19 protein-coding genes and 1 pseudogene are annotated in these 23476 nt (G+C 43.0%); 5 read left to right on the top strand and 15 right to left on the bottom strand.

Annotation, left to right across the window (positions count from 1 at the left end; translation table 11 throughout):
* Positions 1-79: 79 nt before the first annotated feature.
* The 7 genes from FD05_RS07265 to FD05_RS07235 form a co-directional block, all read right to left on the bottom strand.
* Positions 80-1690, bottom strand: coding sequence for an APC family permease (locus FD05_RS07265; RefSeq protein ID WP_039933345.1), 1611 nt, complete (start codon positions 1688-1690; stop codon positions 80-82).
* Between the two features lie 229 nt (positions 1691-1919).
* The gene (locus FD05_RS07260) at positions 1920-3131 is read right to left on the bottom strand and encodes an SH3-like domain-containing protein (RefSeq protein WP_020282040.1); all 1212 of its coding nucleotides are present in this window, start codon (positions 3129-3131) and stop codon (positions 1920-1922) included.
* 204 nt (positions 3132-3335) lie between these two features.
* Positions 3336-3902: a hypothetical protein gene (locus tag FD05_RS07255; RefSeq protein WP_039933348.1), complete on the bottom strand. Its 567-nt coding sequence runs from the start codon at positions 3900-3902 to the stop codon at positions 3336-3338.
* A gap of 100 nt (positions 3903-4002) precedes the next feature.
* Positions 4003-5616 (bottom strand): FAD-dependent oxidoreductase, encoded by a 1614-nt coding sequence (locus FD05_RS07250; RefSeq protein ID WP_020282042.1) that lies wholly within the window; start codon positions 5614-5616, stop codon positions 4003-4005.
* 129 nt (positions 5617-5745) lie between these two features.
* Positions 5746-6231: a universal stress protein gene (locus FD05_RS07245; protein WP_020282043.1), complete on the bottom strand. Its 486-nt coding sequence runs from the start codon at positions 6229-6231 to the stop codon at positions 5746-5748.
* Between the two features lie 94 nt (positions 6232-6325).
* A complete protein-coding gene (locus tag FD05_RS07240) occupies positions 6326-6835 on the bottom strand; it encodes a YbhB/YbcL family Raf kinase inhibitor-like protein (RefSeq protein ID WP_020282044.1) in 510 nt (169 codons plus the stop codon).
* Between the two features lie 64 nt (positions 6836-6899).
* Positions 6900-7514 (bottom strand): hypothetical protein, encoded by a 615-nt coding sequence (locus FD05_RS07235; protein ID WP_020282045.1) that lies wholly within the window; start codon positions 7512-7514, stop codon positions 6900-6902.
* 103 nt (positions 7515-7617) lie between these two features.
* On the opposite strand from FD05_RS07235, the gene FD05_RS07230 reads away from it, so the two are divergent.
* The 3 genes from FD05_RS07230 to FD05_RS07220 all read left to right on the top strand — a co-directional run bounded on the left by FD05_RS07230 (position 7618) and on the right by FD05_RS07220 (position 10167).
* Positions 7618-8073, top strand: a complete 456-nt coding sequence (locus tag FD05_RS07230) for a GNAT family N-acetyltransferase (protein ID WP_020282046.1) — start codon at positions 7618-7620, stop codon at positions 8071-8073.
* Positions 8074-8274: 201 nt separating this feature from the next.
* Positions 8275-9633 (top strand): uracil-xanthine permease family protein, encoded by a 1359-nt coding sequence (locus tag FD05_RS07225; RefSeq protein ID WP_020282047.1) that lies wholly within the window; start codon positions 8275-8277, stop codon positions 9631-9633.
* A 45-nt stretch (positions 9634-9678) separates the two neighbouring features.
* Positions 9679-10167, top strand: coding sequence for a GNAT family N-acetyltransferase (locus FD05_RS07220; RefSeq protein WP_020282048.1), 489 nt, complete (start codon positions 9679-9681; stop codon positions 10165-10167).
* Between the two features lie 73 nt (positions 10168-10240).
* Here the strand turns inward: FD05_RS07220 and FD05_RS07215 are convergent, their stop codons facing one another.
* Complete coding sequence (locus FD05_RS07215; protein WP_020282049.1) at positions 10241-11248, bottom strand: acyltransferase family protein; 1008 nt, start codon at positions 11246-11248, stop codon at positions 10241-10243.
* Between the two features lie 156 nt (positions 11249-11404).
* Complete coding sequence (locus tag FD05_RS07210; RefSeq protein WP_152436185.1) at positions 11405-12019, bottom strand: CBS domain-containing protein; 615 nt, start codon at positions 12017-12019, stop codon at positions 11405-11407.
* Positions 12020-12292: 273 nt separating this feature from the next.
* Between FD05_RS07210 and ppdK the strand changes: the two are divergent.
* Positions 12293-14948, top strand: a pseudogene (gene ppdK, locus FD05_RS07205) (pyruvate, phosphate dikinase).
* A gap of 52 nt (positions 14949-15000) precedes the next feature.
* Here ppdK and FD05_RS07200 read toward each other — a convergent pair.
* Positions 15001-15585: a MarR family winged helix-turn-helix transcriptional regulator gene (locus FD05_RS07200; RefSeq protein WP_039933350.1), complete on the bottom strand. Its 585-nt coding sequence runs from the start codon at positions 15583-15585 to the stop codon at positions 15001-15003.
* Between the two features lie 335 nt (positions 15586-15920).
* Between FD05_RS07200 and FD05_RS07195 the strand changes: the two genes are divergently transcribed.
* Positions 15921-17321: a sugar porter family MFS transporter gene (locus tag FD05_RS07195; RefSeq protein WP_020282054.1), complete on the top strand. Its 1401-nt coding sequence runs from the start codon at positions 15921-15923 to the stop codon at positions 17319-17321.
* 195 nt (positions 17322-17516) lie between these two features.
* Here the strand turns inward: FD05_RS07195 and FD05_RS07190 are convergent, their stop codons facing one another.
* From FD05_RS07190 to trpX, 5 genes are all read right to left on the bottom strand, one after another.
* Entirely contained in the window at positions 17517-18863 is a 1347-nt protein-coding gene (locus tag FD05_RS07190) for a M20 family metallopeptidase (protein ID WP_020282055.1), read from the bottom strand.
* A gap of 25 nt (positions 18864-18888) precedes the next feature.
* Complete coding sequence (locus tag FD05_RS07185; protein ID WP_020282056.1) at positions 18889-20409, bottom strand: YfcC family protein; 1521 nt, start codon at positions 20407-20409, stop codon at positions 18889-18891.
* A 354-nt stretch (positions 20410-20763) separates the two neighbouring features.
* A complete protein-coding gene (locus tag FD05_RS07180; RefSeq protein WP_020282057.1) occupies positions 20764-21537 on the bottom strand; it encodes an ABC transporter ATP-binding protein in 774 nt (257 codons plus the stop codon).
* Complete coding sequence (locus tag FD05_RS07175) at positions 21530-22429, bottom strand: ABC transporter permease (protein ID WP_020282058.1); 900 nt, start codon at positions 22427-22429, stop codon at positions 21530-21532. Before FD05_RS07175 ends, FD05_RS07180 begins: the two co-directional genes overlap by 8 nt.
* Positions 22426-23427 carry a tryptophan ABC transporter substrate-binding protein gene (gene trpX / locus FD05_RS07170; RefSeq protein WP_020282059.1) on the bottom strand — a complete coding sequence of 334 codons (1002 nt, stop codon included), beginning with the start codon at positions 23425-23427 and terminating at the stop codon, positions 22426-22428. Before trpX ends, FD05_RS07175 begins: the two co-directional genes overlap by 4 nt.
* Positions 23428-23476: the final 49 nt, after the last annotated feature.

Here is a 23476-nt window from a genome sequence, read left to right as displayed (position 1 = left end):
GGCACAAGAACCATTTGATGCTCAAAAGGCCGGCAGCTGCATTTTTTGCAGTTGTCGGCCTTTTATTTTGGATATTTAATTAATCATCATCGTCAACTTTGACGGTGTCATTTAATTCTTTAGCTTGATAAAAATCTGGGAAGACGTGGGCGGTCTTGATACCCCAGTAATAAAAGACGAGAGATGCCAGAGAGATCACAACGAAATCCCATGGATAATGAATCCAATTAATTCCATTGAACTGTTCACTTCCGACGTAGGACATGATGGAGATGAATACTAAGTAGACAATCATCCACATACTTGAGTAGAAAGCTTTTCTGGTATCAACATAGCCAGCCCGATACTCGTAGTAGAAATAAAAAGGCAAGCCAATCAAAATAACCAGGATAACTTCAATGGTGGTAGGCCACATTGCCCAGTAAATGGCCAGAGAGGCCAAGACAAAGGAAAGTGGTGCCATCCACCCAAGATTCTTTAATCTGACGGGACGCTTGAAGTTAGGCGCCATTTTTCGGAAAGCAACGGCAGTGACTGGGCCGGTTAAGTAGGCGATCAGCGTAGAAGTTGAAATGACCGTGGCGAGTGTGGACCATGATCTAAATATGGATACCATTAACATACTCAATACTAAGTTCACAATCATGGCGACTCGCGGAATGCCGTATTTTTGATTGATTTTACCGATAAAACTTGGAATGTGCTGGTTACTTTCCATCGCATAGAGTGCGCGTCCAGTGGAAGCGGCAAATGAAACCCCGGTTCCAACAGGCGAAACGAATGCGTCCATGTATAACAGGACAGACAACCAACGAATCCCCAACATGATTGCCAAATCGGCAAATGGTGAGTTGAAATCAAATCCACTCCAGCCGGTTGCTGCAAGTGTTGATGGTTTCATGGCGGTAATATAGGTGCTTTGAAGCAGGATATAGATGACCCCGCTAATCAGCAGTGAAATGAAGATGCCTCGCCCAATATTTTTCCGTGATTTCTTGATTTCACTTCCCATGTTGATGACTGTCTGGAAGGCATTGAATGAGAAAATGATTCCGGCAGCGGAAGTGGCTGCGAAAATAGGCGCTGATCCGTATGGCATGAATTCGTGGATCGAATGGCCATAATTTTGGGGATAAAATCCTGAGACGGTTAGCATAATGATCGTTAGGGCAGGAACCCCGATTTTTAATATTGAAATTAAACTGGTAAAACTAGTCAGTAATTTAACAGACCAGAAGTTTAACAGTGTGAACACTAAGATGAACATGAAAACGATCATCAGACCTGATGTTGTAATCGTGCCACCCTTTAAGAAAGAATGGGTCCAGTTGGCCCAGGCCCATGGCCAAGAGCTCATGTACTGAACCGCAGCGACTGCTTCGATGGGGATCAAGGTGATTAATGAAATCCAGTTCGCCCATGAAGCGATGAATCCAAGCAATGGGCCATGAGAGTACTGTGCGTACCGACTCATCCCGCCAGCTTCGGGAAACATTGCGCCAATTTCGACGTAGTCATAAGCAATGGCGGCAATGACAATTCCACCAATTACCCAAGAAATAATGGCTGCTGGGCCAGCAATTTTAGTGGCTTCCCAGGAACCGAAAAGCCATCCGGAACCGATTAATGATCCCAGCGTCAGCATTACGAGTTGAAAAAGTCCAATCTTTGTTGTGTTTTTTGAATCCATGTATACCTCCTGTTAGCAATGACAACTAGTTTACCAAAGATATAAATGAATGCAAATGAATGAAAACGAGTATTGGCGGGCTATGGTTGTCATAACAGGGGGTTGGGGGAATTTGATGGATTTTGAGGTGACTGTGTGTTCCGGGGTGTGGGATAAAATCATAATAGTGTTTAAATGCAAAAAAAGAAGGTAAACACCTTCTTTTTTGCAGTCCTAATAATGAATAAAATTATTTGTTAAATGTAAGATAGTCTCTGCTGATATAACCTGTTGCGCCTGTTTCAGTAATCACATGTACAACAGCACTTGTTTTGTCATTTTCTAAGGCGATCACTTTTGTTCCCTTATTGAAGATTCCATTTGAAGCGTCGCTTGCTGGTTGTTTGCCATTTTTCCAACTATTTGCATAAAGAGTTAAATTATTGGCGTTTAGAGTTGCTTCATCCGAGTGAGCTGGTATTGGGAGCTTTGTAATGTCTGTTGTGGATGTTTTATTGTCTGTATCCTCTGCAGCTGGTGTAGTCGGTGTAGTAGGTGTAGTTGGTGTTGGTGTAGCGGGCTTAGTTGGCGCAGTTGGTGTGGTAGGAGTGGTTGACGATTTTGGTGTATTTGTTTGAGAGTGGTCATCTGATGTTTTATTTTGGCTGTTTGATGAGGCCTCATTTTTGTCGAATGCGAGTTCGTTTGATTTGATGTAACCAATTGTCCCATGTGCTGTTCTTATCTTCAATGCCGTACCATGTTTGACTTTGAAAGAACCTAGAACTTCTACAGTTGCACCCTTTGCCAAGGTTTCAAGTGATTTGAGCTTCTTATCTTTTGCAGGATTGGCACCATGCCAGATGTCAGAGTAGACAATTGAATTAACTTTTGTCACTGCTTTGACTGAGTCCTTTAAATCTGATTCACTATGAGTTGAAGGAATATTGGGTTGAACTGGAGCATTTGAGGAAGTGTTGGATGAACTTGGAACACTCTTGGTTACATTATTGCCGTTGTTCCCCGTATTGGTCGTTTTTGATGATGCATTTGAAGTTGAAGCAGGAGTAGATGGAATTGAAGTAGGAACAATTGTTGAACTTACTCCAACGTTGTTGTTAATTAACTTCACGCTCTTCTTATTGATCCATCCAGTAACCTTGCCTGCTTTAACAAAGTAATAAATACTACCGCCTTTAACCTTCATATGGCGAATAGTAGTTAATACCAATCCCTTTTTATGGGAAATACGATACTTAATCTTCGCATTTTTGGCCGTCTTATATGGTTTGTTCCAAATAATGCCCTTGCCGTTTTTTAATGCGACTTTGTGATGTGACATTGTTTTGTTCCAAAGAATTCTTTGGTAATGACTATGATGACTGGCAGAGGCGTTTAAGCTTGCTCCCCCAAGTACACCAAATGAAATAAGTGATGCGAGTGCGATTCTCGAAATTTTCATGAAATATGTCCCTCCAAAAAATATGTTTGCAATTTTTCATGCAACACGGTAATTTTATAGAGCAATTATGAAAATTAGGGGTAAAAATAATGTTAATTTAGTTAAGAATAGGTAAAAGTATTGTCATAATATATCCTTGATAAAAAATATGTACCAAAATAAATACCATCGTGATAAAATAAAAAAGCAGGAAAAATCCCACTTTTATTTGGAAGAATCGTCGCTTTCTTCATCTTCTTCAGTTATCTTGTTAGACATCCGTTCAACTTGATTAACGATAGCAATGAAGGAACTGACCTTCCTATTGTATTCAGAATCAATTTTGGTTAAATGATCTTGGTAATCATTTCGCAATTTCTTCAATTTATCAAAGTCTGCGTTCAACTGATTCAAACGATTTCGAAGCATCTTTAGGTTGGCAACGGATGGCGACAAGTAATCAGGATTATCACCCTTGGAATTTAAATAATCGACATAATCAAAAGTATCTAGATCCAAATCCGGCTCAGAAATTACCGTTGTGCCGCCATCTAATAAAGCCTTGTTGCCACTCAAACTTGTTAAAACAAGTGATTTCCCCGTATCCATATTCACCACTTTGACGTAGCCATATGAACTTTCGTTTACGTCTGGACTAACCGTGTATCCTAAGTTAAATATCAGCTGTAGTGCATCATTTTGTGGTACCGTAAATTGATTTTTCATAAAATTATGTTGATAAATCTTCAGTACCTTTTTAACAGCTGCATTTGGTCTTAATTTACGTGGCATGTCATCACACTCCCGTCTTCAATCTATATTATACTTTGATGTTCAAGAAAAAGGGGACCAAATGAACATTTTGTCCAAAAAATCTCCTTTAAAATATCAATTATTCTTCAATCATAGTTGCGTTGATTCCTTTTCCGGCGAGAACACGACTCGCATTATATGGGCCAAGGCCTTTACGGAAAGTAATGTAAACTTTCTTGTCTTTCGGAACCTCATCGATTCGATCTCGAAGCTCTGATAGCGGAATGTTCAAAGTCGGCTTGATTGAGCCGGTTGCAGGCTTACCAGCTTCTCTGATATCTAGAAATACAGCAGTCTTTAAATCGTCTGCAGAAATGTCGTCAACTTTGATTGTAGCGGATTTGTTGGTAAGTTGGTTAATCGCAACATATCCGGCGATATTGAGCACATCACGAGTTGATGAGTATGGTGGTGAGTATGGAATTTCCAGTGATGGCAAATCAAAGGCGGTTAGATTGCCGGTGATTGCAACGGACAATTCAGCAATTCGCTTATCGATTCCGTTACGGCCAACAGCTTGACCACCCAGAATTTTCCCGGTTTTATCTTCATAAATCAATTTGAAATTTACCCGGTCGGCATTTGGGTAGAAGTATGCGCGATCAAATGGCGTGATGAAGACTGTTCGATAGTTCGTAATGCCAAGTTGCTGCAACGTTTGTTCTGTGAAGCCGACAAAACTGGCAGTTAAATCAAAGAATTTTGAAACACCGGCACTAATGAAGCCCTTATATTCCAACGGACTGCCGTTCAACATGTCTGCCAGCAAGTGACCTTGTCGATTTGCAGCGCTTGAAAGCAAGCTTGGAATTGGTTTTCCTGTTATCAAACTGGTCGTCTCAATCACATCACCAATTGAATAAATATCTGGAAGATTGGTTTGAAGGTGATTGCCCACAATTACGTGATTATCATCAGAAAGCTTAATTCCGGCAGCAGCCGCAATCCCACTATTTGGTTTAACGCCAGTTCCCAAGAAAAGCATATCAGTTCGATGGATTGACCCGTCATCCAATACTAAGGTGTGTCCATGATCTTTAATTTGCTGGACACTTTCATTCAGGATCACATGAACGCCTTGTTTTTTAAGCTCATCTGCGACAATGTCGGTGATTTCGGGATCAAATGGGGACGCAACATGTCCAGACTGTTCAACAATAGTTACGTCCATGTTGTTGTCAACAAATGCTTCCGACACCTCAATCCCAATTGAGCCTGCCCCAAGGACAGTCACGTTCTTAGGATGCTTTTCTTCGATAAATGATTTAATCTTATCGGCATCTGTGACTGCGCGCAATACAAATGCATTATCGGCATCATGAATTCCCGCAATTTCAGGGACCGTTGGGCTTGCACCTGTCGCGATAATCAACTTATCGTAACTCTCAGTGTAAGTTTCTCCGGTCTGGAGATTTTTAACCTCAACATTTTTATCGTTTGGATTGATTCTTGTGACTTCATTGAATAATCGTACATCTATATTATTCTTTTGCTTCAATATTTCAGGGGTTCGTTCAATGACAGCTGACCGATCCTTGATCAGGCCGCCAAGATAGTAAGGTAGCGCACAGCTGGCAACAGAAATTGCGGCACCACGTTCAAAGATGATAATTTCAGCATCTTCATTGATTCGACGGAGCCTGGTTGCAAAAGAAGGGCCACCGGCAATCCCACCAATAACAAGTACTTTCATAGTTGATTCTCCTCTCGGAATACAGCGCTTACATATACTAATTTAATCATACCTTGTTGGTTGCCAACGTCAATGAAAGGGCACTTTTGAGTACAAAAAAAGCATTCATTTCTGAATGCTTCAATCAATTTAGTCTTTTGGAAATGGTACATAAGGTTTGTTCTCTGTATTAGTACGAATAACCATGACATCACACTTGGCGTTTCGATCAACGAATGAAGAGACAGATCCTTCAAGCACCCGTTGGAGACGACTCATACCAGTGGCACCAATAATGATTAAATCAGATTTGTGGTCTCTTGGGAATTCCATTGAAATAACAGTCTTTGGATTGCCGAAACGAATATGGATTGAAATATCATCAAGTCCAGATTCCTTTTTAATCTTATCGACTAATTTATTCAGGTAGTCAGTGGTATCTTCAACGAGGTTGTTGATAACATCCCCATCGACCATTCCACCGTAATTGTAACCGTATTGTTGCGTGCTCAAAACATGAAGCACGTCGAGATGAGCACCGTTATTTTTTGCAAATTGTGCACCTTTAGCCAATGCATCTTCTGATTGGTTAGAGCCATCGACTGGCACTAAAATGGTTTTATAATTGGATTCCATGAAGAAACCTCCCACAAATTAATTTAAGTTCATTATATCACTAATTATTATGTCTAATAACGCTAAAACTGGAAACAAAATCGTTTTCAGAAAATTAAGGCTTACTAGGAATCACAAATTCAGCGGTTGCAAGAATATGGCCACGCATTGCATCCTGCAGTTCATTTAACCAGAAGCCATCTTTCAGTGGTAACTTGGTATCCAGTGCAAACACTGAAAGGTGATAATTATGAACCTTATCAGGTGGATTAGGACCATTATAATGCCAAGCAGTGACTGGATCAGTGTTGCCAACCAGGCCACCTGCCGTGCTGTTACGGCCCTGAATCATTGGGATCTTTAATTTTTGACTATTGTCTTCAGGAATTTCTGTAATATCAGGTGAAATGTTGGCGGCAATCCAGTGAATCCATGGGAAACCACTGACAGGAACCGCATCCCAATCCAATACAGTTAATGCTAATGAAGCTGCGTCTTTTGGAACATCGTGAATTTTAATTGGAAAAGAAACAATTGGTTCGCCGCCAAGCGTGTTGGCTTTGCCAGCGTACTTGCTATATTTATCAGCTAAAAGTCCCTTTGTTAATGGTACTTGAATGTCCATATTCATCCCTCCTCACTTTCAATGATATGTCTTTTATTACCAGAATAAAATAATATGAATTCGATTATTTAATAAATCGTAGCACGTAGTAACCTTGCCCATTAGACGTGATGGTGTAGTTAACGTAACCCGCTTTCAGCCATTGCTGCTTAGTGGCGTTAGCCCAATTCTTGGCGTCTTGGACTGAGGCGAAAGTATGCGTACTTGAAAATTGATCCGGTGTCTTTTGAGCCCTGGCTGGTTTGTCACTCTTCACGCCATTCAACAAATTCTGTTCCTGTGATTTGACAGTCTCGTTTTGTTCTTCATTGATCGTTTGCTGAAATTGCTGGCGCTCTTTAGGGTTCAAGCCACTTTCCTGGGCGGCTTTCAATTTGCTGCTGAACGCGTTGACTCGGTTCTTCTCAACTTGATTGGTCAATGACCCTTTCTTGGAATTCCCAGTGAATTCTTTTTCGGATTTCTTGATTGTCTTGCTGATTGAATTGGTTGAACTGCTTTGCTTGTTGTTGCCTGAAGTCACAAACCAGTTGATTGAAAGAGCGAGCACAATTCCGACAACTAAAATCAGTAGGGCAAACCACCACCCACTGTACTGTTTCCGCCGTTGTCGGCGCCTGTTTTCTTCAGAATTGAAGTCATATTTTTTATATTGTGGTTCATCGTCATGCCTATTCAAATTAATACCTCATTTAGATTCTCTTATTGCATGTTGATCTAGTTGAATATATTATAACAGATAGCGAAAAACTTGTATTTTTAAACCCTAAAGGATGGCAAATATGACTAAATTTGAAGTAAAACAATTTTCTGAATTAACCACTAAAGAGCTGTTTGAAATTTATAAATTACGAGTCGCAGTTTTTGTGGTGGAACAAAAATGTTATTACCAAGAAGTTGATGATGACGACCTAACCGCCTATCACCTGATGTTTACCGATAGCACTCACCACTTAACTGCCTATGCTCGGATCATTCCTGAAGACAATTCAACTGTAGCAAGGATTGGTCGGGTGGTCGTCAATCCGGATGATCGCCATGGCGGTAAGGGTCGTCAGCTGGTTCAGACAGCTCTTGATCAGATTCCACAACTCATGCCCGATACCACTAAGATTGTACTGGCTGGTCAAGAATATTTGAACAGTTTCTACCAATCATTTGGCTTCAAAAATGTGAGTGACGTTTATCTTGAGGATGGCATTCCCCACATTGATATGGAGATGGCGGTCAAAGATTAGATTGACAAGCTCTAACGGTATACTATAATTATAACAACGAATGAATCTTTAACTCTGGTCCCGTGAGGCTGGTAAGAGGACGATATTGAACGAGTATCTGCTCGAATTGGTGTCTGCCTTACTTAACACGGGTGGATGCTTTTTTTGTGTCTATCGCCAGAGCTTGAAAGGTTCAAATACTTTTGAGGGTGGCAAATATTTATGGCAGATAAGAATGAATTTCATGATGATCGTGCGATTCTCGATATTCACGACATGCCCAAATTTCTTCCATGGGTCGGATTATCACTGCAACATATGTTTTCAATGTTTGGTTCCACAGTTATTGTTCCATTATTAGTTGGTTTAAGCCCAAGCATCGCGTTGTTTGCTTCCGGTGTTGGTACATTGCTACATATTATGATTACCCAACGCAAGATTCCCGCATACATGGGATCTAGTTTTGCCTTCATTACGCCAATGCTGGCGCTGATGAAAACGACTGGTTATCCTGGGATTGCCCAAGGGGTTATCGGTGTCGGGATTGTGTACATGATCGTTGCCGCAATTATTTGGGCAATCGGTTCTGATTGGGTGGATCACATTTTACCGCCCATCGTGGTTGGCCCAATTGTGATGGTTATTGGACTTTCACTTGCTGGTAGTGCGGCTCAAGATGCCATGATGAAAAATGGTAAGTACAGTCTGCTCTACTTCGTCATTGCTTTGGCGACATTATTCTTAGCTATTATTTTTAACATGTTATTTAAAGGCTTCATTGGTCTGATTCCAGTCTTATTAGCCATTGTCTGTGGTTATGTCATTTCAGTATTCTGCGGAATCGTTGACATCAATGCGATTGCCAGTGCACCATGGTTCAAAATTCCCGCATTTGATATCCCAGGAATTGATTACAAATTCCAAATCAACTGGGCAGCAATTTTAGCGATCACGCCAATTGCCTTCGTTACCATGACTGAGCACATGGGTCATATCATGGTACTGGATGAATTGACCGGTCGAGATTTCTTCAAGGATCCTGGCTTAAACAGAACTTTGGCTGGTGATGGTGCCGCTTCATTGTTTGCCGGATTAGTTGGTGCGCCTGCGATGACCAGTTATGGTGAAAACATCGGGGTTATGGCCATTACCAAGATTCACAGTGTTTACGTGTTAATGGGTGCAGCAATGTTTGCCATCCTGTTTGCCTTCGTCAATAAATTAAACGTGTTGATCATGCAGATGCCAATGCCGGTTATTGGTGGAATTAGTTTCTTACTATTTGGAACGATTGCCACTGCCGGGATTCAGGTCATGGTTGAAAATAAAATCGATATGAATTCAAAACGTAACTTAATGATTGCCTCAACCGTTATGGTGATTGGTGTTGGTAATGCGTACCTGCAAATTGGGCAGTTCCAGTTTACTGGTTTAGCATTTGCCACCATCATCGGCATTGTCCTGAATCTGGTTTTGCCACAAAAGGCTGCCAGCGAGCGTGAGCATGAACAGAAATTAGCTGATAAAGCTGCTGAAGAAGAGAAGCAACGGTTACTTCATCAACGACGTTTGCATAAATAAGTAAAATTTTGTAGACTACTCCTAATTGTCAGGAGGGATGGTTAGATGGAACAAGCAAAGCAGGCACAACTTGAATACAAACACGCAAATTCTCCTGCAGATTTTGCAGCCGCTAAAAAAATCTTTCTTGAATACTCCAAGTCATTAGGCTTTGATCTCAGCTTTCAAGATTTCTCAGATGAACTGAATGATCTGGCTACCCGTTACAACAAGCCTAAGGGTGATCTCATCTTGGCTTATGCTGACGGTCGGTTGGCTGGGGCGGTTGCAGTTCATCAATTTGAACCAGGCATCGCTGAAATGAAACGGTTGTATGTCAGGGATGATTTCCGCAAATTAGGGATTGGCCAGGAACTGGTTGCCAGAATTTTGGCGAGCGCAAAAAGTCTTGGCTATCGAGCAATTCGCTTGGACACCTTAAAAACAATGAAGGGTGCCTTAAAGATTTACCACGCAGCAGGATTTAAAAGTATTGATCCGTATCGCTTCAATCCGTTGGATGGGGCGGAGTATTTAGAATTAGATTTCAAATAATCGGTTAAACCAAAGAGAATTGGCAACAAAACCCATGTTTTGTTGCCAATCCTCTTTTTAATTTGTCATCAATTTAGCTTTGTAGATAAATACTGTTGCGCCGGACAATTGGCTGCTTCAGTAGTGTTAGCAGCATCGGAATGACCAATGCAATCATCACCTTGACACCCACATCCTCAATTCCGGCTTGTTCTGCTATGTCCAGCAGAGCGCCGTGAAGATACATAATGATCATCGTGTGTTTACCAATTGTTGAAAGAAACAGGCCAATTGGCAGCTTGCTGGTCAGAGACGAAATGCCCATGACGCCAAACGAGAAAATCAGTGGAATTGTCGCAATCATCAAGACTTTGGGTTCCGATGACTGAATCAAATGAGACTTCATCGAAAACTCAAAATTGAATTGATGATTCAGGTACAACCCGATGATTCCTAATGATGTCGCGACCAGTAAGGCGATCGGAAGCGGTTTTTCAATCCATTTCCAATTGGTATGGAAGAACAGATAGCCGATATAGGTGAAGAATCCGGCAATCAATACGATGTCTAAATTCCACGGCATGGTCTGATAGTTGTACAAATTCATCCAGTCGATTTTATCGTAACAAGTCGATAGGAATAATCCGGCACCAACAATGATCAGCTGGATGGTACGAGACTTCACTGTGGAAATTAACAAGGTCACTGCTGTGATTGAAAGTAAGTAGACGTTTACGAACCAAAACGTTGATGTATAGAGGTTCAACGTCCGCCCACCAACGAGCAGTCTCGATAAGTGGTTAATCAAGTAATTCCAATCTTTGTTATATAGGATACTATATAGAAGAATCAAGCCGATTCCAGCGCTGAAATAAATCAACAGATCCCGGTAAATTCGTTTATTAAAGAACTTTTTCCAATGTTCAAGTTTAGCTGCATCAATTGGCTTTAAGAAGAAGCCGCCAATAATGAAGAATAGTGGCATGTGCCACCAGTAGATAATATTGGTTGTATTGCTGCTGACCATCGCGTGACCAAACACCACTGCAATGATGCCGTAAGCCTTGGCAATATCAATCCATTCAATTCTCTTTTTCAACATAATTGTTGTTCAATCACCGTCCTTAGTAAAATTGTTCTAGTATATTTTTACATTATTGACCTTAAATTAGCCTTAAAGCAAAACTGAAGTCTGAAAATTCAAGACAACATAAATAAGAGCAAAGGCGATTGCCTGAGCTCTTCAGTGTTTGAAATATCAATCAACGCTGGAAATAAAATGTTGAAAAATTCGGTTTTTAGTAATCTTCCCGACAACTTTCGTGGGATTTTGCTTGTCGACGACTGGCAGTGAATCAACCTTTCTATCTAATAGCAGGCGGCCGGTTTCAATGACAGACATGTCCGGCGTCACCGTAAAGATATTCGGCATCCGGGTCATGACCGTGCTGGCTAACGTTAACGAGGCATTGGTGTTGTTTAAAGTTGCCCGCAGCAAGTCTTTTCGTGAAATCAAGCCGACCAATTCTTTGTTATTCCCAATGACATATAGGGAACCGACATCTTCAATGAACAGTGTGTTCACAGCTTCAGTCAATGTGGCGTCTTCTCTGATTTCAGTGGGCTTTTGCAAAATGTTTTCAATTGGTTCCGCATATAGTTTGGTGTAGCTCAAAGCTTTTGTTTGGGAATAATTGAAAGCATATCCCACTTTTGGCTTAGCTTCCAGAATACCAAATGCAGTCAGGAGTCTGAGATCCGATCGAATAGTCGGCATGCTCAATCCCAATTTAGCGGCGATTTGCTTGCTCGTAATGGGGTCTTGCTGCTTCACAATTTCGACGATTTGATTTTGACGGTCTGTTAATTTCAAATAATTCGCTCCAGACATTGATAGTCGCTGGTCCGTACCAGTTATTTTGATTTTACCATATTAAGATTGATATGTATCCAATAAAACGTATTATTCATCAAAAAATGCTCATATAAAATTCTTTTTGGAGCAGTTAGATCCTTTTAGGATCAATTCAATTGTCACTTCTCAATAAAACGTTCTTTAAAATTCTGTTTGCATTATTAAAACGTATCATATATGATAAGCCCATCCAATATAATATCCTATTTAGTTCAGAAAGGACGTCATGATATGAAATACATTTATCGTTTTGAAGAAGGTAACAAAGATATGCGTCGCTTGTTAGGTGGCAAAGGAGCCAATTTGGCTCAGATGACCACAATGGGGTTCCCGGTACCGAGTGGATTTACCATCAGTACGGAGGCTTGCAAGGCATTTTACGATAATGATAATCAGTTGAATGATGAGACCCTTGCACAAATTGATGAGGCACTTGATCAATTGAGTACCAAAGTTGGCAAGCAATTCAATAGTTTGACTAACCCACTGTTGGTTTCGGTTCGTTCCGGCGCCGCAATTTCAATGCCGGGGATGATGGATACAATTTTAAACATTGGCTTGAATGACCAGACCGTTCAAGCTTTAGCACAAATTACGGATAATGAGCGATTTGCCTATGATAGTTACCGCCGTCTGTTAGCCATGTTTGGAAATGTGGTGTATGAGATTCCTGAAGATATCTTTGATCAAATTCTCGAAGATACCAAAATAACCAATCATTACGAGTCTGATCTCGACCTAACTGTTGACGATCTTCACACTATTGTTGGTAAATTCAAAGCCCTTTACATAGCTGAAGCTGGCAAGGAATTTCCACAAGACCCCAAGGTTCAACTATTGGCGGCAGTCAATGCGGTATTTGAATCCTGGAATAATCATCGCGCCCAAGTGTATCGCCGTGAGAACCACATTGCCGGCGATCTTGGAACGGCAGTGAATGTTCAAATGATGGTCTTTGGCAACGCCGGTGAAGATTCTGGCACCGGAGTGGCATTCACCCGTAACCCGGCAACTGGCAAGAATCAGTTGTTTGGCGAATATCTCTTAAATGCACAGGGAGAAGATGTCGTGGCCGGGATCCGAACCCCACAGCCAATCAGCACTTTGGCCGATACGATGCCGGATTTGTATAACGAATTCGTGGCCACTGCCAAGAAACTGGAAATTCATTACCGCGATATGCAGGATTTGGAATTCACGATTGAACACGGTACCTTGTATATGCTCCAAGCACGAAACGGAAAACGGACTCCGACCGCGGCTGTGAAGATTGCGGTTGATTTAGTTGAGGAAGGCTTAATTTCTCGGACTGAAGCTCTTCTGCGGATCAACCCGGATTCGGTGGGCGCAATTCTCTATCCAGAATTTGATGAGGCAGAATTAAAGCAGAACCAACCCGCAGCGAGTGGTCTGCCGGCTTCACCAGGCGCAGCTTCCGGCCAAATTTATTTTTACGGCTGAATCCGCCAAGGCAGCTCATGACGATCAGCATCAACAAGTGATCCTGGTTCGCCAAGACACTTCACCCGAAGATATTGAGGGGATGGTCATCAGTGAAGCCATCGTCACTTCACGTGGAGGAATGACGTCACATGCCGCGGTAGTTGCCCGGGGGATGGGCACGCCTGCGACGGTTGGGGTCAATGGTCTGCAAGTCGATTACAAAAACGGGATCGCAACGATTGCCGGAACTGAACTTCAAGAGGGCGACTGGCTTTCAGTAGATGGTACCAATGGCAACCTATATCTAGGGAAGATTCAAACCAACGATTCAAAGGTCAACGATGATCTTTCAACTATCCTGGACTGGTCCAAGCAAGAAGGAAATCTCGGCGTTTATGCGAATGCGGACACCCCGGCTGATTTTGCTCAAGCATTGAAATTTGGCGCCGACGGCATCGGACTCACCCGGACTGAGCATATGTTTTTCAAACCGGAACGATTGCTTGAAATGAGACGTCTGATTATCGCCGAAGATGCTGAAGAACGGAAAGCACCATTGGAAGAACTTCTGCAGATGCAACAGGGAGATTTTTACGAACTGTTCCGCTTGTCAGAGGGCCGCTCGGTCACAATCCGATTGCTGGATCCACCATTGCACGAATTTTTACCGCATGATGCCAGGGAAATTGCCAAAGTTTCCGATCAATTAGGTATCGATCCTGACTATCTGGCTCGTCGGGTGGACGCCCTTAAAGAAATTAACCCAATGCTCGGACACCGAGGCGATCGCTTGGCCGTGACCTTCCCCGACATTTACGAGATGCAGGTACGGGCAATTATTGGCGCAGCGTTGGAGCTGCATGATCAGGGATTAGAAATTCAACCACACATCATGATTCCACTGACCGGTTCAAAGGCAGAAATGAGCTGGGTCCGGGGCATTGTGGTCAACCAAGTTGAAAGTCTCTTCAGTCAGCAAGGAATCAGACTGAAATACACGGTTGGGACGATGATGGAAATCCCCCGGGCTTGTTTGACCGCGGATAAGGTAGCTGAAGTATCAGACTTTTTCAGCTTCGGGACCAACGATTTGACGCAGCTCACCTACGGATTTTCCCGGGATGATGTCGGCTCTTTTATGCCCAAGTATATTGAAAAAGGCATTTTGAAGGCCGATCCATTCCAGACCGTTGACGTTGATGGGGTCGGTGAATTGATGAAGATGGCCGTGGAGAAGGGACGCTTTACCAAAGGCGATCTTCCGATTGGTGTCTGTGGTGAAATTGGCGGCGATCCGAAATCCATCGAGTTCTTTGAGGCAATCAATGTGTCATATGTATCCTGCTCACCATATCGGGTGCCGGTAGCCAGATTAGCGGCCGCCCAGGCGAAGATCAAGATGAGTAAGAAGAAAGATGTTTTGGCTAATTACGTTAAAAGCTAAATATATGTACGCAAAAGGCTGCCAATTGTGGCAGCCTTTTATCATCTAAATTTTAGTCCTTTGGAGAAAATCCCATTGGTCCATGTCCGTGAGGATCGCCGTGAGGGCCTCCAAACGGTGGCATGCCATGGCCGTGATGACCATGAGGCCCTCCGCCAAAGCCCCGATGTGGGAATCGATGTCCCCAGTGTGGGTCATCTTCGTGGTCCGGAAGTTTCTCCTTCAATGAAGTGTTCAGCTTATCCATCAGTTCGCTTAACTGGGCCAGTTCGTCGTCAGACAAGCCCGCAAAAATCTGGTCGAGCATGTCATCAGTGGAATCATCATCTTCAATGGCTTTTTTGCCATCATCGGTGATTGAAACATTGGTTACTCGTTTGTCACTTTCATCTGGGGTGCGGGTGATCAAGCCGCGCTCTTCCAACTTAGATAATAATTCAGTCATTGATGAAGGGCGGATATCCATGATTTCAGCTAGTTGGCTTTGAATCAGGGTGCCTTCCTTCGACAGGATAACTAAGACCCTGTTTTGGCCTCGCAAATGGTAAGGTCGCTCTTGGTGGCGGGCAAACCTCTGCGTTCCATGCAGGAAGCCGAAAAATTTGCCGAGTAGTTCTCTTTTATTAGTGTCTGCCATATTCATTCTCCTTTGATTTTTATACTTAGGTACCTAACAATGAGAAGTATACACTGAATTATTTTGAAGGCAAGCAAAGTGCTTAGGTACCTAACTACCATGCCAAATGGGAAATTGTTTTCAAGCATCATGTGTTATATGGATTGCTATGGCACTCGAAAATGTAAATTCTTGAATTTTAGGCTGAATGTTTTTACACTAAAAATAGTATCAAATCAACATTTAGGAGGTGCAGAAAGGGATAAAAAAAGTTTGAGTAAAACGTTTACATTTACAATGAAAGGGCTTACAATATGTAATCGTTCAATAAATTATTCCCTGGGGAGGGACGTATCTTGAGAGCACGACATTTAAGTACATTCTTTATTTTCTTCTTTGGTGCATTAGGTGGCCTATTATTTGGATTCGATACTGGTATTATTTCAGGTGCCTCACCATTGATTGAAAGCAATTTTAATTTAGGAACTGAACAGACTGGTTTCATTGTTTCGTCTGTTTTGATTGGTTCATCTGTTGGTGCCTTGTCTATCGGTTCATTATCCGATAAGTTTGGCCGGAAGCGTTTGTTAATCTTGGCCTCAATTCTCTTCTTGATTGGTTCAGGATTATCAATGTTTGCACAAGGATTTGTTTCAATGATCATTGCCCGAATTATCTTAGGCTTTGCCGTTGGATCTGCTTCAGCTTTAACCCCTGCATATTTGGCAGAATTAGCTGATGCACCTCACCGTGGGTCATTGGGAACCATGTTCCAGTTGATGATCACGTTAGGAATTCTGTTGGCCTACGTTTCCAACTTAGGATTTTTGCATCACACAATTCTCGGGTTACGTGACTGGCGTTGGATGCTCGGATCAGCTTTGATTCCTGCATTGTTGCTGTTCATTGGTTCAATCATTTTACCAGAATCACCACGTTACTTGGTTGAAAAGGGTAATATTGATGAAGCCAGAGATGTCCTCCACGAACTCCGTGCCAAGACAACTGAAGATCCTGACAAAGAATTGGCCGACATTCAAATGGTCGCTAATCAGCCAAAAGGTGGTTTGAAAGAGCTGTTCACGTTTGCTCGTCCAGCTGTGATTGTTGCCATCCTGCTAATGCTCTTGCAGCAATTAGTTGGAATTAACTCAGTTATTTACTTCTTACCACAAGTATTTATCAAAGGATTTGGCTTCCCTGAAAGCAATGCGATTTGGATTTCCGTTGGGATTGGCGTTGTCAACTTTGTCTGCACAATCTTGGCCTACAATATCATGGATAAATTCAACCGTAAGACCATCCTGTTATTTGGTTCAATCGTTATGGCATTATCAATTGGAATTCTCTCAATCCTGAACTTCACTTTGAAAGTTCAAGACGCTGCTGTTCCAACTATGATCTTGATCGGTATTTACATCTTCGGATTTGCGGTTTCATGGGGTCCAATTTGCTGGTTGATGATCGGTGAAATCTTCCCATTGAATGTCCGTGGAGTTGGTACCTCAATTGGATCAGCTGCCAACTGGATCGGAAACTTCATTGTTTCACAATTCTTCTTGGAATTGCTCCACATGTTTAATAACAACGTTGGTGGTCCATTCGCCGTCTTCACATTCTTCGCCGTTGTTTCAATCTTCTTCGTCATCTACATGGTTCCAGAAACCCGTGGCAAGACGCTTGAACAAATTGAAATGGATATGCGTAAGAACGCTGCTTTGAAGTCAGCTGCTAAGGCCGCTGCGCAAAACAAATAAGAGTGGTGCAAGAGGCGCTTTGATCCCAGAATATAAGTGCATCAATCGATTATTCCTGGTCTTGGAATGATTGATTGATGTGCTTATATGGCCGGGATCGGCCGATTGCAGCACGTTTCAACTAGGTAAAATTGGTGCCACACACAAAAAGACCTCGAGGGAAAAATTCCTCGAGGCCTTTTCGCGTTCCAAACATTAATCCGTGCAAAGTCGCTTAATCGCTTCAGCGTAAATATCCATCGCTTTGAACATACTCTTAAGTTCCCAATTTTCATTGACTTGATGCATGAAATCAGGGGTTCCTGGCAACATGGCACCATAGGCCACGCAGTTGTTCATGGTACGGGCAAACGTCGCACCACCTGAAATCTGTGGTTGAGTATCGTCACCTGTCAAGTCTTTATAAGTCGACATCAAAGTCTTAACCAAGTCACTATCGGTTGGCACATACAGCGGGGCAACGTAATCGAATGCTTCATAGTGCAAGTCGTAAGGTTCAGCGGCCCGCTTGAGTTTTTCAATCAGTTCATCATGATCAACCGTCACTGGGATTCGCATGTCGACTTGCATGCGGGTCTCTTTTTTGTCAATCTTGAGGCTGGAAATGTTCATGGTCAGATGACCGGATGCTTCGTCTTCCACGTCGCCTAATAGGTTTGTGCCAGTGGCATCTTCTTGGAATTTCTTGCCGAAGAAGTCGAGCACTTGGTTAGGGAAGACGTCGTCCAAGGCAATTGCCAAGCGCAATACGGCGTTGGTGCCTTGAGGGGCGTTCATGGCATGAACAGCTTTGCCAACAACGGTAATCCCGTCGCTGCCATGGTCTTCATATTTGAAGCCGTGTTTATCGAGGGATGCCTTCACTTCGGCCAACTTTGGCCCATTATATGGTGCCTTGGCCGGAACGGCGTTAAAAGCATTCTTCAAATCAATCGACAAATCGTCCATTCCAGGACCGACCAGGTAAGATTGCTCGAGCCCTTTTTCGGCATAAATCAGTGGAAACTCCGCATCAGGGGCAATCCCAAAATCAATTGGTGATTCCTTTTGATTGTAAACGGCAATGCCGCGCCATAAGGTTTCTTCGTCAGTGCCGAAGATAAATCGAATTCGGCAATTGAATTTATAGCCACGGTCAACCAAGGCCTTAACGGCAAACATCGCGGCCATCGATGGGCCCTTGTCATCTTGAGTACCCCGACCATAGATGTAACCATCTTTGATTGTGGCAGTAAATGGATCTGAATCCCAGTCATTTGGATCGCCGGCTGGAACAACGTCCATATGGCCAATGATTCCGAAGATCTTATCACCGGAACCAATTTCAGCATAACCGTAGTGGCCTTCAGGATCTTTAAAGGTCTTGAAGCCATTTTCTTCAGCGATCTTCAACACTTCAGTTAAAGCATCATCAATCCCTTGACCAAATGGTGTGGTCTTGGAAACGGTGGCTTGATCGTAAGCGGAAGGCTTGCTGACAAGGCGCTTTAAACCTTCAACGGCTGCATTTTGTTCTGTTTCTGTAACTAATTTTTCTGACATGTGTGTTGGTGCCTCCTATCAAATATTAAAGTATGGCCATTACTCCGAGAAAAATAGCGGTAGCCAAGAACAGGTAAATCATCAATTTGAACATAAACTTCCACCAAGTCGTGATGTTGACGTGGGCAATGGTTAAGGCTCCCATGACAACACCAGAGGTTGGGGTAATCAGGTTAACCCAGCCGGATGCACTCTGGTATGCGGTGACAACCAGGCTTGGGTCAACGCCGGCAAATTTACCCATTGGTCCGATGATTCCCATCGTAGCGGCTGCAAGGCCTGAAGTCGATGGAATCAAGAAGGACATTGGGATGTAGAAGACGTAGGCCAAAATGATGAAGACGACTGAACCGAGGTTGGACAAGCCCATTTCGCCCCAGTGGAGGACGGTTGCGGTAATGTTTCCGTCGTTCATGACAACTTGAATCCCACGAGCAACGGCAACCACGATGGCAACGCCCATGAAGTCGCTCATTCCAGCTAAGAATGATTCAATGAATGTTGCCTCTTTCATCCGGAAGACAAACATGACAACGATTGACATCAAGAAGAAGAGAGTCGTAATTTCAGTGAAGTACCATGAACCAAATGGTACCAAGTTTGAGCCAACCAAACTGCCTAAGAATGGGACATTTTGAACCCATTTAGTAAAGCTGGTGAAGAAGGTCCAGTTCTTGTTAATTTGATCCCATGGAATGAGTCCCATGATCATAATCAGGAAGGTCAAACCAAACAGCCAAAGAACGGCCTTTTGACGGCCGGTCATCTTAGTGCCGGGTTGGTCTTCATGGTTCAAAGCAAACCGCTTCAAGTCTGCCTCACGTTGGTCAAACACATAAGACTTAGAAGGGTCTTTTTCAATTTTGGCTGCATATCGGTAAACAAACAAAATACTAATCGTTACCACAATGACAAACAGCACGGCCCGGGAAATAATCCCGTCACCTGGTGAAATATGAAGCGTTTGTGAAGCAACACCGGTCGCAAATGGGTTAACCGTTGAAGCCAAGCACCCAACTTGCGAACCGACCAGCACAATTGCGACGGCGACCAGTGAATCGAAGCCGACCCCGATCATAACTGGAATTAACAGTGGGTAAAAGGCAATGGTTTCTTCGGCCATGCCGTAAGTTGACCCACCAAGTGCAAATAAGATCATCAGCAGGGGAATCAAAACTTTTTCCTTGCCTTTGTATCTCGAAACAACAGTGGCAATTCCATCATCGAGTGCCTTGGTTTGGTTAACGACACCCAAAAATCCACCAATTACCAAGATGAATAGTGAAACGGAGATTGCACCTTCCGTCGTGTCATTTCCGACCATTCCATAAATTGGGGCTGAGAAGACGTCCCAAATACCTTGTGGATTAGAGGCAACTGCCTTGTAGGTGTGGGCAATAATATTACCGGCCTTGTCGGTGTTGTACTGTCCAGCAGGTATGATCCAAGTTAAAATAGCTACAAATATAATAATCAGAAATAAGATCGTGTACGCCGAGGGCATCTTAAATCTACGTTTCTTTGGAGTTGATTGTTGATTTTGCATAATGTTCACTTCCTTTTCCTTTACTGACTAGATTTTACAAAAAATCTATAAAGATTCTGTGAAGAAAAATCGAATATTTTACATAAGTTAGCATTATATAAAAATTCACAATCAAGAAAGATTATAGACACTTTGTACGACCTCATTATAAATAAGAAGATATAAAATATACAAAGAAAGCGCTTCATTTCTCTCATAATTTATTCAGAGTGATGAAAAAGGTGTTTAAATGGCAGGAATCAGCCTTTTGAATCACGTTTTGGCAAGGACAAGTTGCCACATAAAAAGGCCAGGACAAACGATATCCGCTTGTTCTGGCCTTTTTGACAGGTTAATTATAATTATGTTCGTGCACTACTCTTCAATGTCGCTAAAGAATCCGAGCAATTCTTCCTTGGTCAGATTATCTTTTTCATCACCGGAAATATCATAAGTGATCTTACCATTGTCCAAGACAATCAGCCGATTACCGTACTTCAATGCATCATCCAAATGGTGGGTGATCATCAAGCAGGTTAAATGGTTCCGGGTGATCTGGTCATTGGTCGCAGTCATTAGCTCTTGAGAGGTCTGTGGATCTAAAGCGGCGGTATGTTCATCCAAGAGGAGAATGTCCGGTCGCTTGATGGTTGCCATCAGGAAACTCAAAGCTTGACGTTGGCCACCGGAAAGCTTACCAGTAGCTGTGTTCAACCGATGCTCCAAACCATTATTCATAACGGAGGTAATCTGCTTGAACTTATCCATGTGGGTCTTGAGATGTCTGGGGCCGAAGCCGCGATGTTGGCCACGTTTTTCTGATAGCAACAGGTTTTCCGCAACCGTCATCCGCGGAGCAGTTCCCATCTTAGGGTCCTGGAAGACCCGGCTCAAGAAGCGGGTTCGACGTTCGACCGACATGCTGGTGATATCTTTACCGTTTAGCAGAATTTGACCACTGGAAACTGGAATGTTACCGCCGATGACATTGAACAGGGTTGATTTACCAGCACCGTTAGATCCCAGGATGGTGATGAAGTCGCCTGGAAAAACTGCTAAATTAACGTGATCCATAATGTTGATCTGCTCAGGTGTACCATGATTGACTGTCACAACAATATCTTTGAGTTCAAAAATTGGCTCAGTCATGCTTAGTCATCCCCTTTGCTAAAGTATGACGGATTCGGAAGCGTTTCTCCAAAACCGGGAACATCATGAACAATGCCAAAACGATTGCTGAAATCAGGTTCAAATCGTTGGCGTTGAAACCGAGTTTGAGGACCAGCAAAATGACAAAGCGATATAGGATACTTCCAATCGTGACAGCAATTAGTCGTTGGTTCATTGTTAAATCACCAAAGACGACTTCACCAATGATGATGGAAGCCAAGGCAACCACGATGACACCGATTCCCATATTGACGTCGGCAAAACCGTTGTTCTGGGCAACCAAGGCGCCACCCAAACCGATCAGTCCGTTGGAAACGCCCAGACCCATGATTTGCATGGCATCGGTGCTGATTCCAAGCGAACGGGCCATGTTGGGATTGTCACCAGTGGCAATAAAGGCTTGGCCGAGGTTGGTTTGTAAAAAATAGACAATCAGTGCGGTCACGATTGCGACGACCACGATTCCAAGAACGACACTGTCGAAGTATGGTGGCAGTGACTCCAGGAAGTGATTTTTCAACATGGTTGGTTTGTCGAATAATGAGAGGTTTGCCCGACCCATAATTCTCAGGTTGACTGAGTAGGCAGCCGTCATAACCAGGATGCCGGCAAGTAATACTGGAATCTTGCCCTTGGTGTACAGCAGGCCGGTGACCAAACCAGCCAGCATACCAGCGATAAAGGCAATAAGAGTTGCGACGAGTGGGGATGCCCCAGAATAAATGGCAGCCACACAGGCAGCGGCACCCATTGGAAAGGTACCTTCAACGGTCATATCGGGGAAATCAAGGATTCTAAAGGTGAGAAACAGGCCGATACCGACGATTCCCCAGGTTAATCCTTGGCCGATGGCTGAGACGATAATGCTCATTTGATCAATTCTCCTTTTTGTTGGGCTTCCTTCAAGAGGTTAGCAGGTACTTTGATGCCCAACTTGTTTGCTTGCTTTTCATTAATGATTAGTTTTCCATGACGGAAGAACTTGATTGGCGTTGATGATGGCTTCTTTTTGCCCTTCAAAATTTGGGCACTCATCTTACCAGTTGCAACACCAAGTTCATATTGGTCGATTCCGTAAGTGGCAACCCCACCTTGTTTGACCATTGTGTCAACGGCTGGGAAAACGGGAACTTTAGCGTTGTTGGCAGCTCCAACCAACGTCTGCATGGCACCTGCGATGGTGTTATCTGTCGGGACGTAAATTGCATCAACCGAACGAACAGCCTGTTCAGCAACTTGAGTTAAATCATTCGTGTTGGCGATTGAGTATGCTTTCAAGCGAACATTTTCCTGCTTGCACAACTTAACGAACATCTTGTACTGGGCAACGGCGGAATCATCGCTGGAAGTGTAAATGATTCCCAGTGTCTTCATCTTTGGCATGAATTGTTTGATCAAGTTCAACTGTTCCTTCAGTGGTGCTTGGTCAGAAACTCCGGTAATGTTGCCACCAGGCTTCTGGTTGTTCTTAACCAAACCAGCACCCTTTGGATCAGTGATGGCACCCAGAATCACTGGCTTCTTGGTAATTGTGTTAGCCAACGCTTGGGCAGATGGGGTGGCAATTCCGATTGAAAGATCGGCGTCCTCATTAGCAAACTTGGTGCTCATGGTCTTCAAGTTACTTTGATCATTTTGAGCGTTTTGGAAATCAATCTTAATGTTCTTGCCAGGCTTGTAGCCCTCTTCTTCAAGACCGTGGATAATTCCTTTGTGGATGGCATCCAAAGCGGGATGGGACATCAATTGCAGGATGCCGACGGTTGGCTTGGCCTGTGGTTTTTGTTTCTGTTGACCTTGGACAAATGCAAAGCCTAAAATAACAACGAAAATTAATATAACACCTGAAATTAAATACTTTTTCTTCATAATAGCTGTCTCCCTCAATATAAATAATTTATGTAGCTCCACCAGTAAC

It is taken from the genome of Lentilactobacillus otakiensis DSM 19908 = JCM 15040 (genome assembly GCF_001434145.1).
Lineage (GTDB): Bacteria > Bacillota > Bacilli > Lactobacillales > Lactobacillaceae > Lentilactobacillus > Lentilactobacillus otakiensis.
Note: the sequence above shows the minus strand (reverse complement) of the source record. Positions and strands in the feature narration are given on the sequence as shown.

Excerpts from the sequence above, each read along its gene's own strand:
- FD05_RS07265 (WP_039933345.1), bottom strand. The coding sequence starts at position 1,690 with ATGGATTCAAAAAACACAACAAAGATTGGACTTTTTCAACTCGTAATG.
- FD05_RS07260 (WP_020282040.1), bottom strand. The coding sequence starts at position 3,131 with ATGAAAATTTCGAGAATCGCACTCGCATCACTTATTTCATTTGGTGTA.
- FD05_RS07255 (WP_039933348.1), bottom strand. The coding sequence starts at position 3,902 with ATGCCACGTAAATTAAGACCAAATGCAGCTGTTAAAAAGGTACTGAAG.
- FD05_RS07250 (WP_020282042.1), bottom strand. The coding sequence starts at position 5,616 with ATGAAAGTACTTGTTATTGGTGGGATTGCCGGTGGCCCTTCTTTTGCA.
- FD05_RS07245 (WP_020282043.1), bottom strand. The coding sequence starts at position 6,231 with ATGGAATCCAATTATAAAACCATTTTAGTGCCAGTCGATGGCTCTAAC.
- FD05_RS07240 (WP_020282044.1), bottom strand. The coding sequence starts at position 6,835 with ATGGACATTCAAGTACCATTAACAAAGGGACTTTTAGCTGATAAATAT.
- FD05_RS07230 (WP_020282046.1), top strand. The coding sequence starts at position 7,618 with ATGACTAAATTTGAAGTAAAACAATTTTCTGAATTAACCACTAAAGAG.
- FD05_RS07225 (WP_020282047.1), top strand. The coding sequence starts at position 8,275 with ATGGCAGATAAGAATGAATTTCATGATGATCGTGCGATTCTCGATATT.
- FD05_RS07220 (WP_020282048.1), top strand. The coding sequence starts at position 9,679 with ATGGAACAAGCAAAGCAGGCACAACTTGAATACAAACACGCAAATTCT.
- FD05_RS07215 (WP_020282049.1), bottom strand. The coding sequence starts at position 11,248 with ATGTTGAAAAAGAGAATTGAATGGATTGATATTGCCAAGGCTTACGGC.
- FD05_RS07200 (WP_039933350.1), bottom strand. The coding sequence starts at position 15,585 with ATGGCAGACACTAATAAAAGAGAACTACTCGGCAAATTTTTCGGCTTC.
- FD05_RS07190 (WP_020282055.1), bottom strand. The coding sequence starts at position 18,863 with ATGTCAGAAAAATTAGTTACAGAAACAGAACAAAATGCAGCCGTTGAA.
- FD05_RS07185 (WP_020282056.1), bottom strand. The coding sequence starts at position 20,409 with ATGCAAAATCAACAATCAACTCCAAAGAAACGTAGATTTAAGATGCCC.
- FD05_RS07180 (WP_020282057.1), bottom strand. The coding sequence starts at position 21,537 with ATGACTGAGCCAATTTTTGAACTCAAAGATATTGTTGTGACAGTCAAT.
- FD05_RS07175 (WP_020282058.1), bottom strand. The coding sequence starts at position 22,429 with ATGAGCATTATCGTCTCAGCCATCGGCCAAGGATTAACCTGGGGAATC.
- trpX (WP_020282059.1), bottom strand. The coding sequence starts at position 23,427 with ATGAAGAAAAAGTATTTAATTTCAGGTGTTATATTAATTTTCGTTGTT.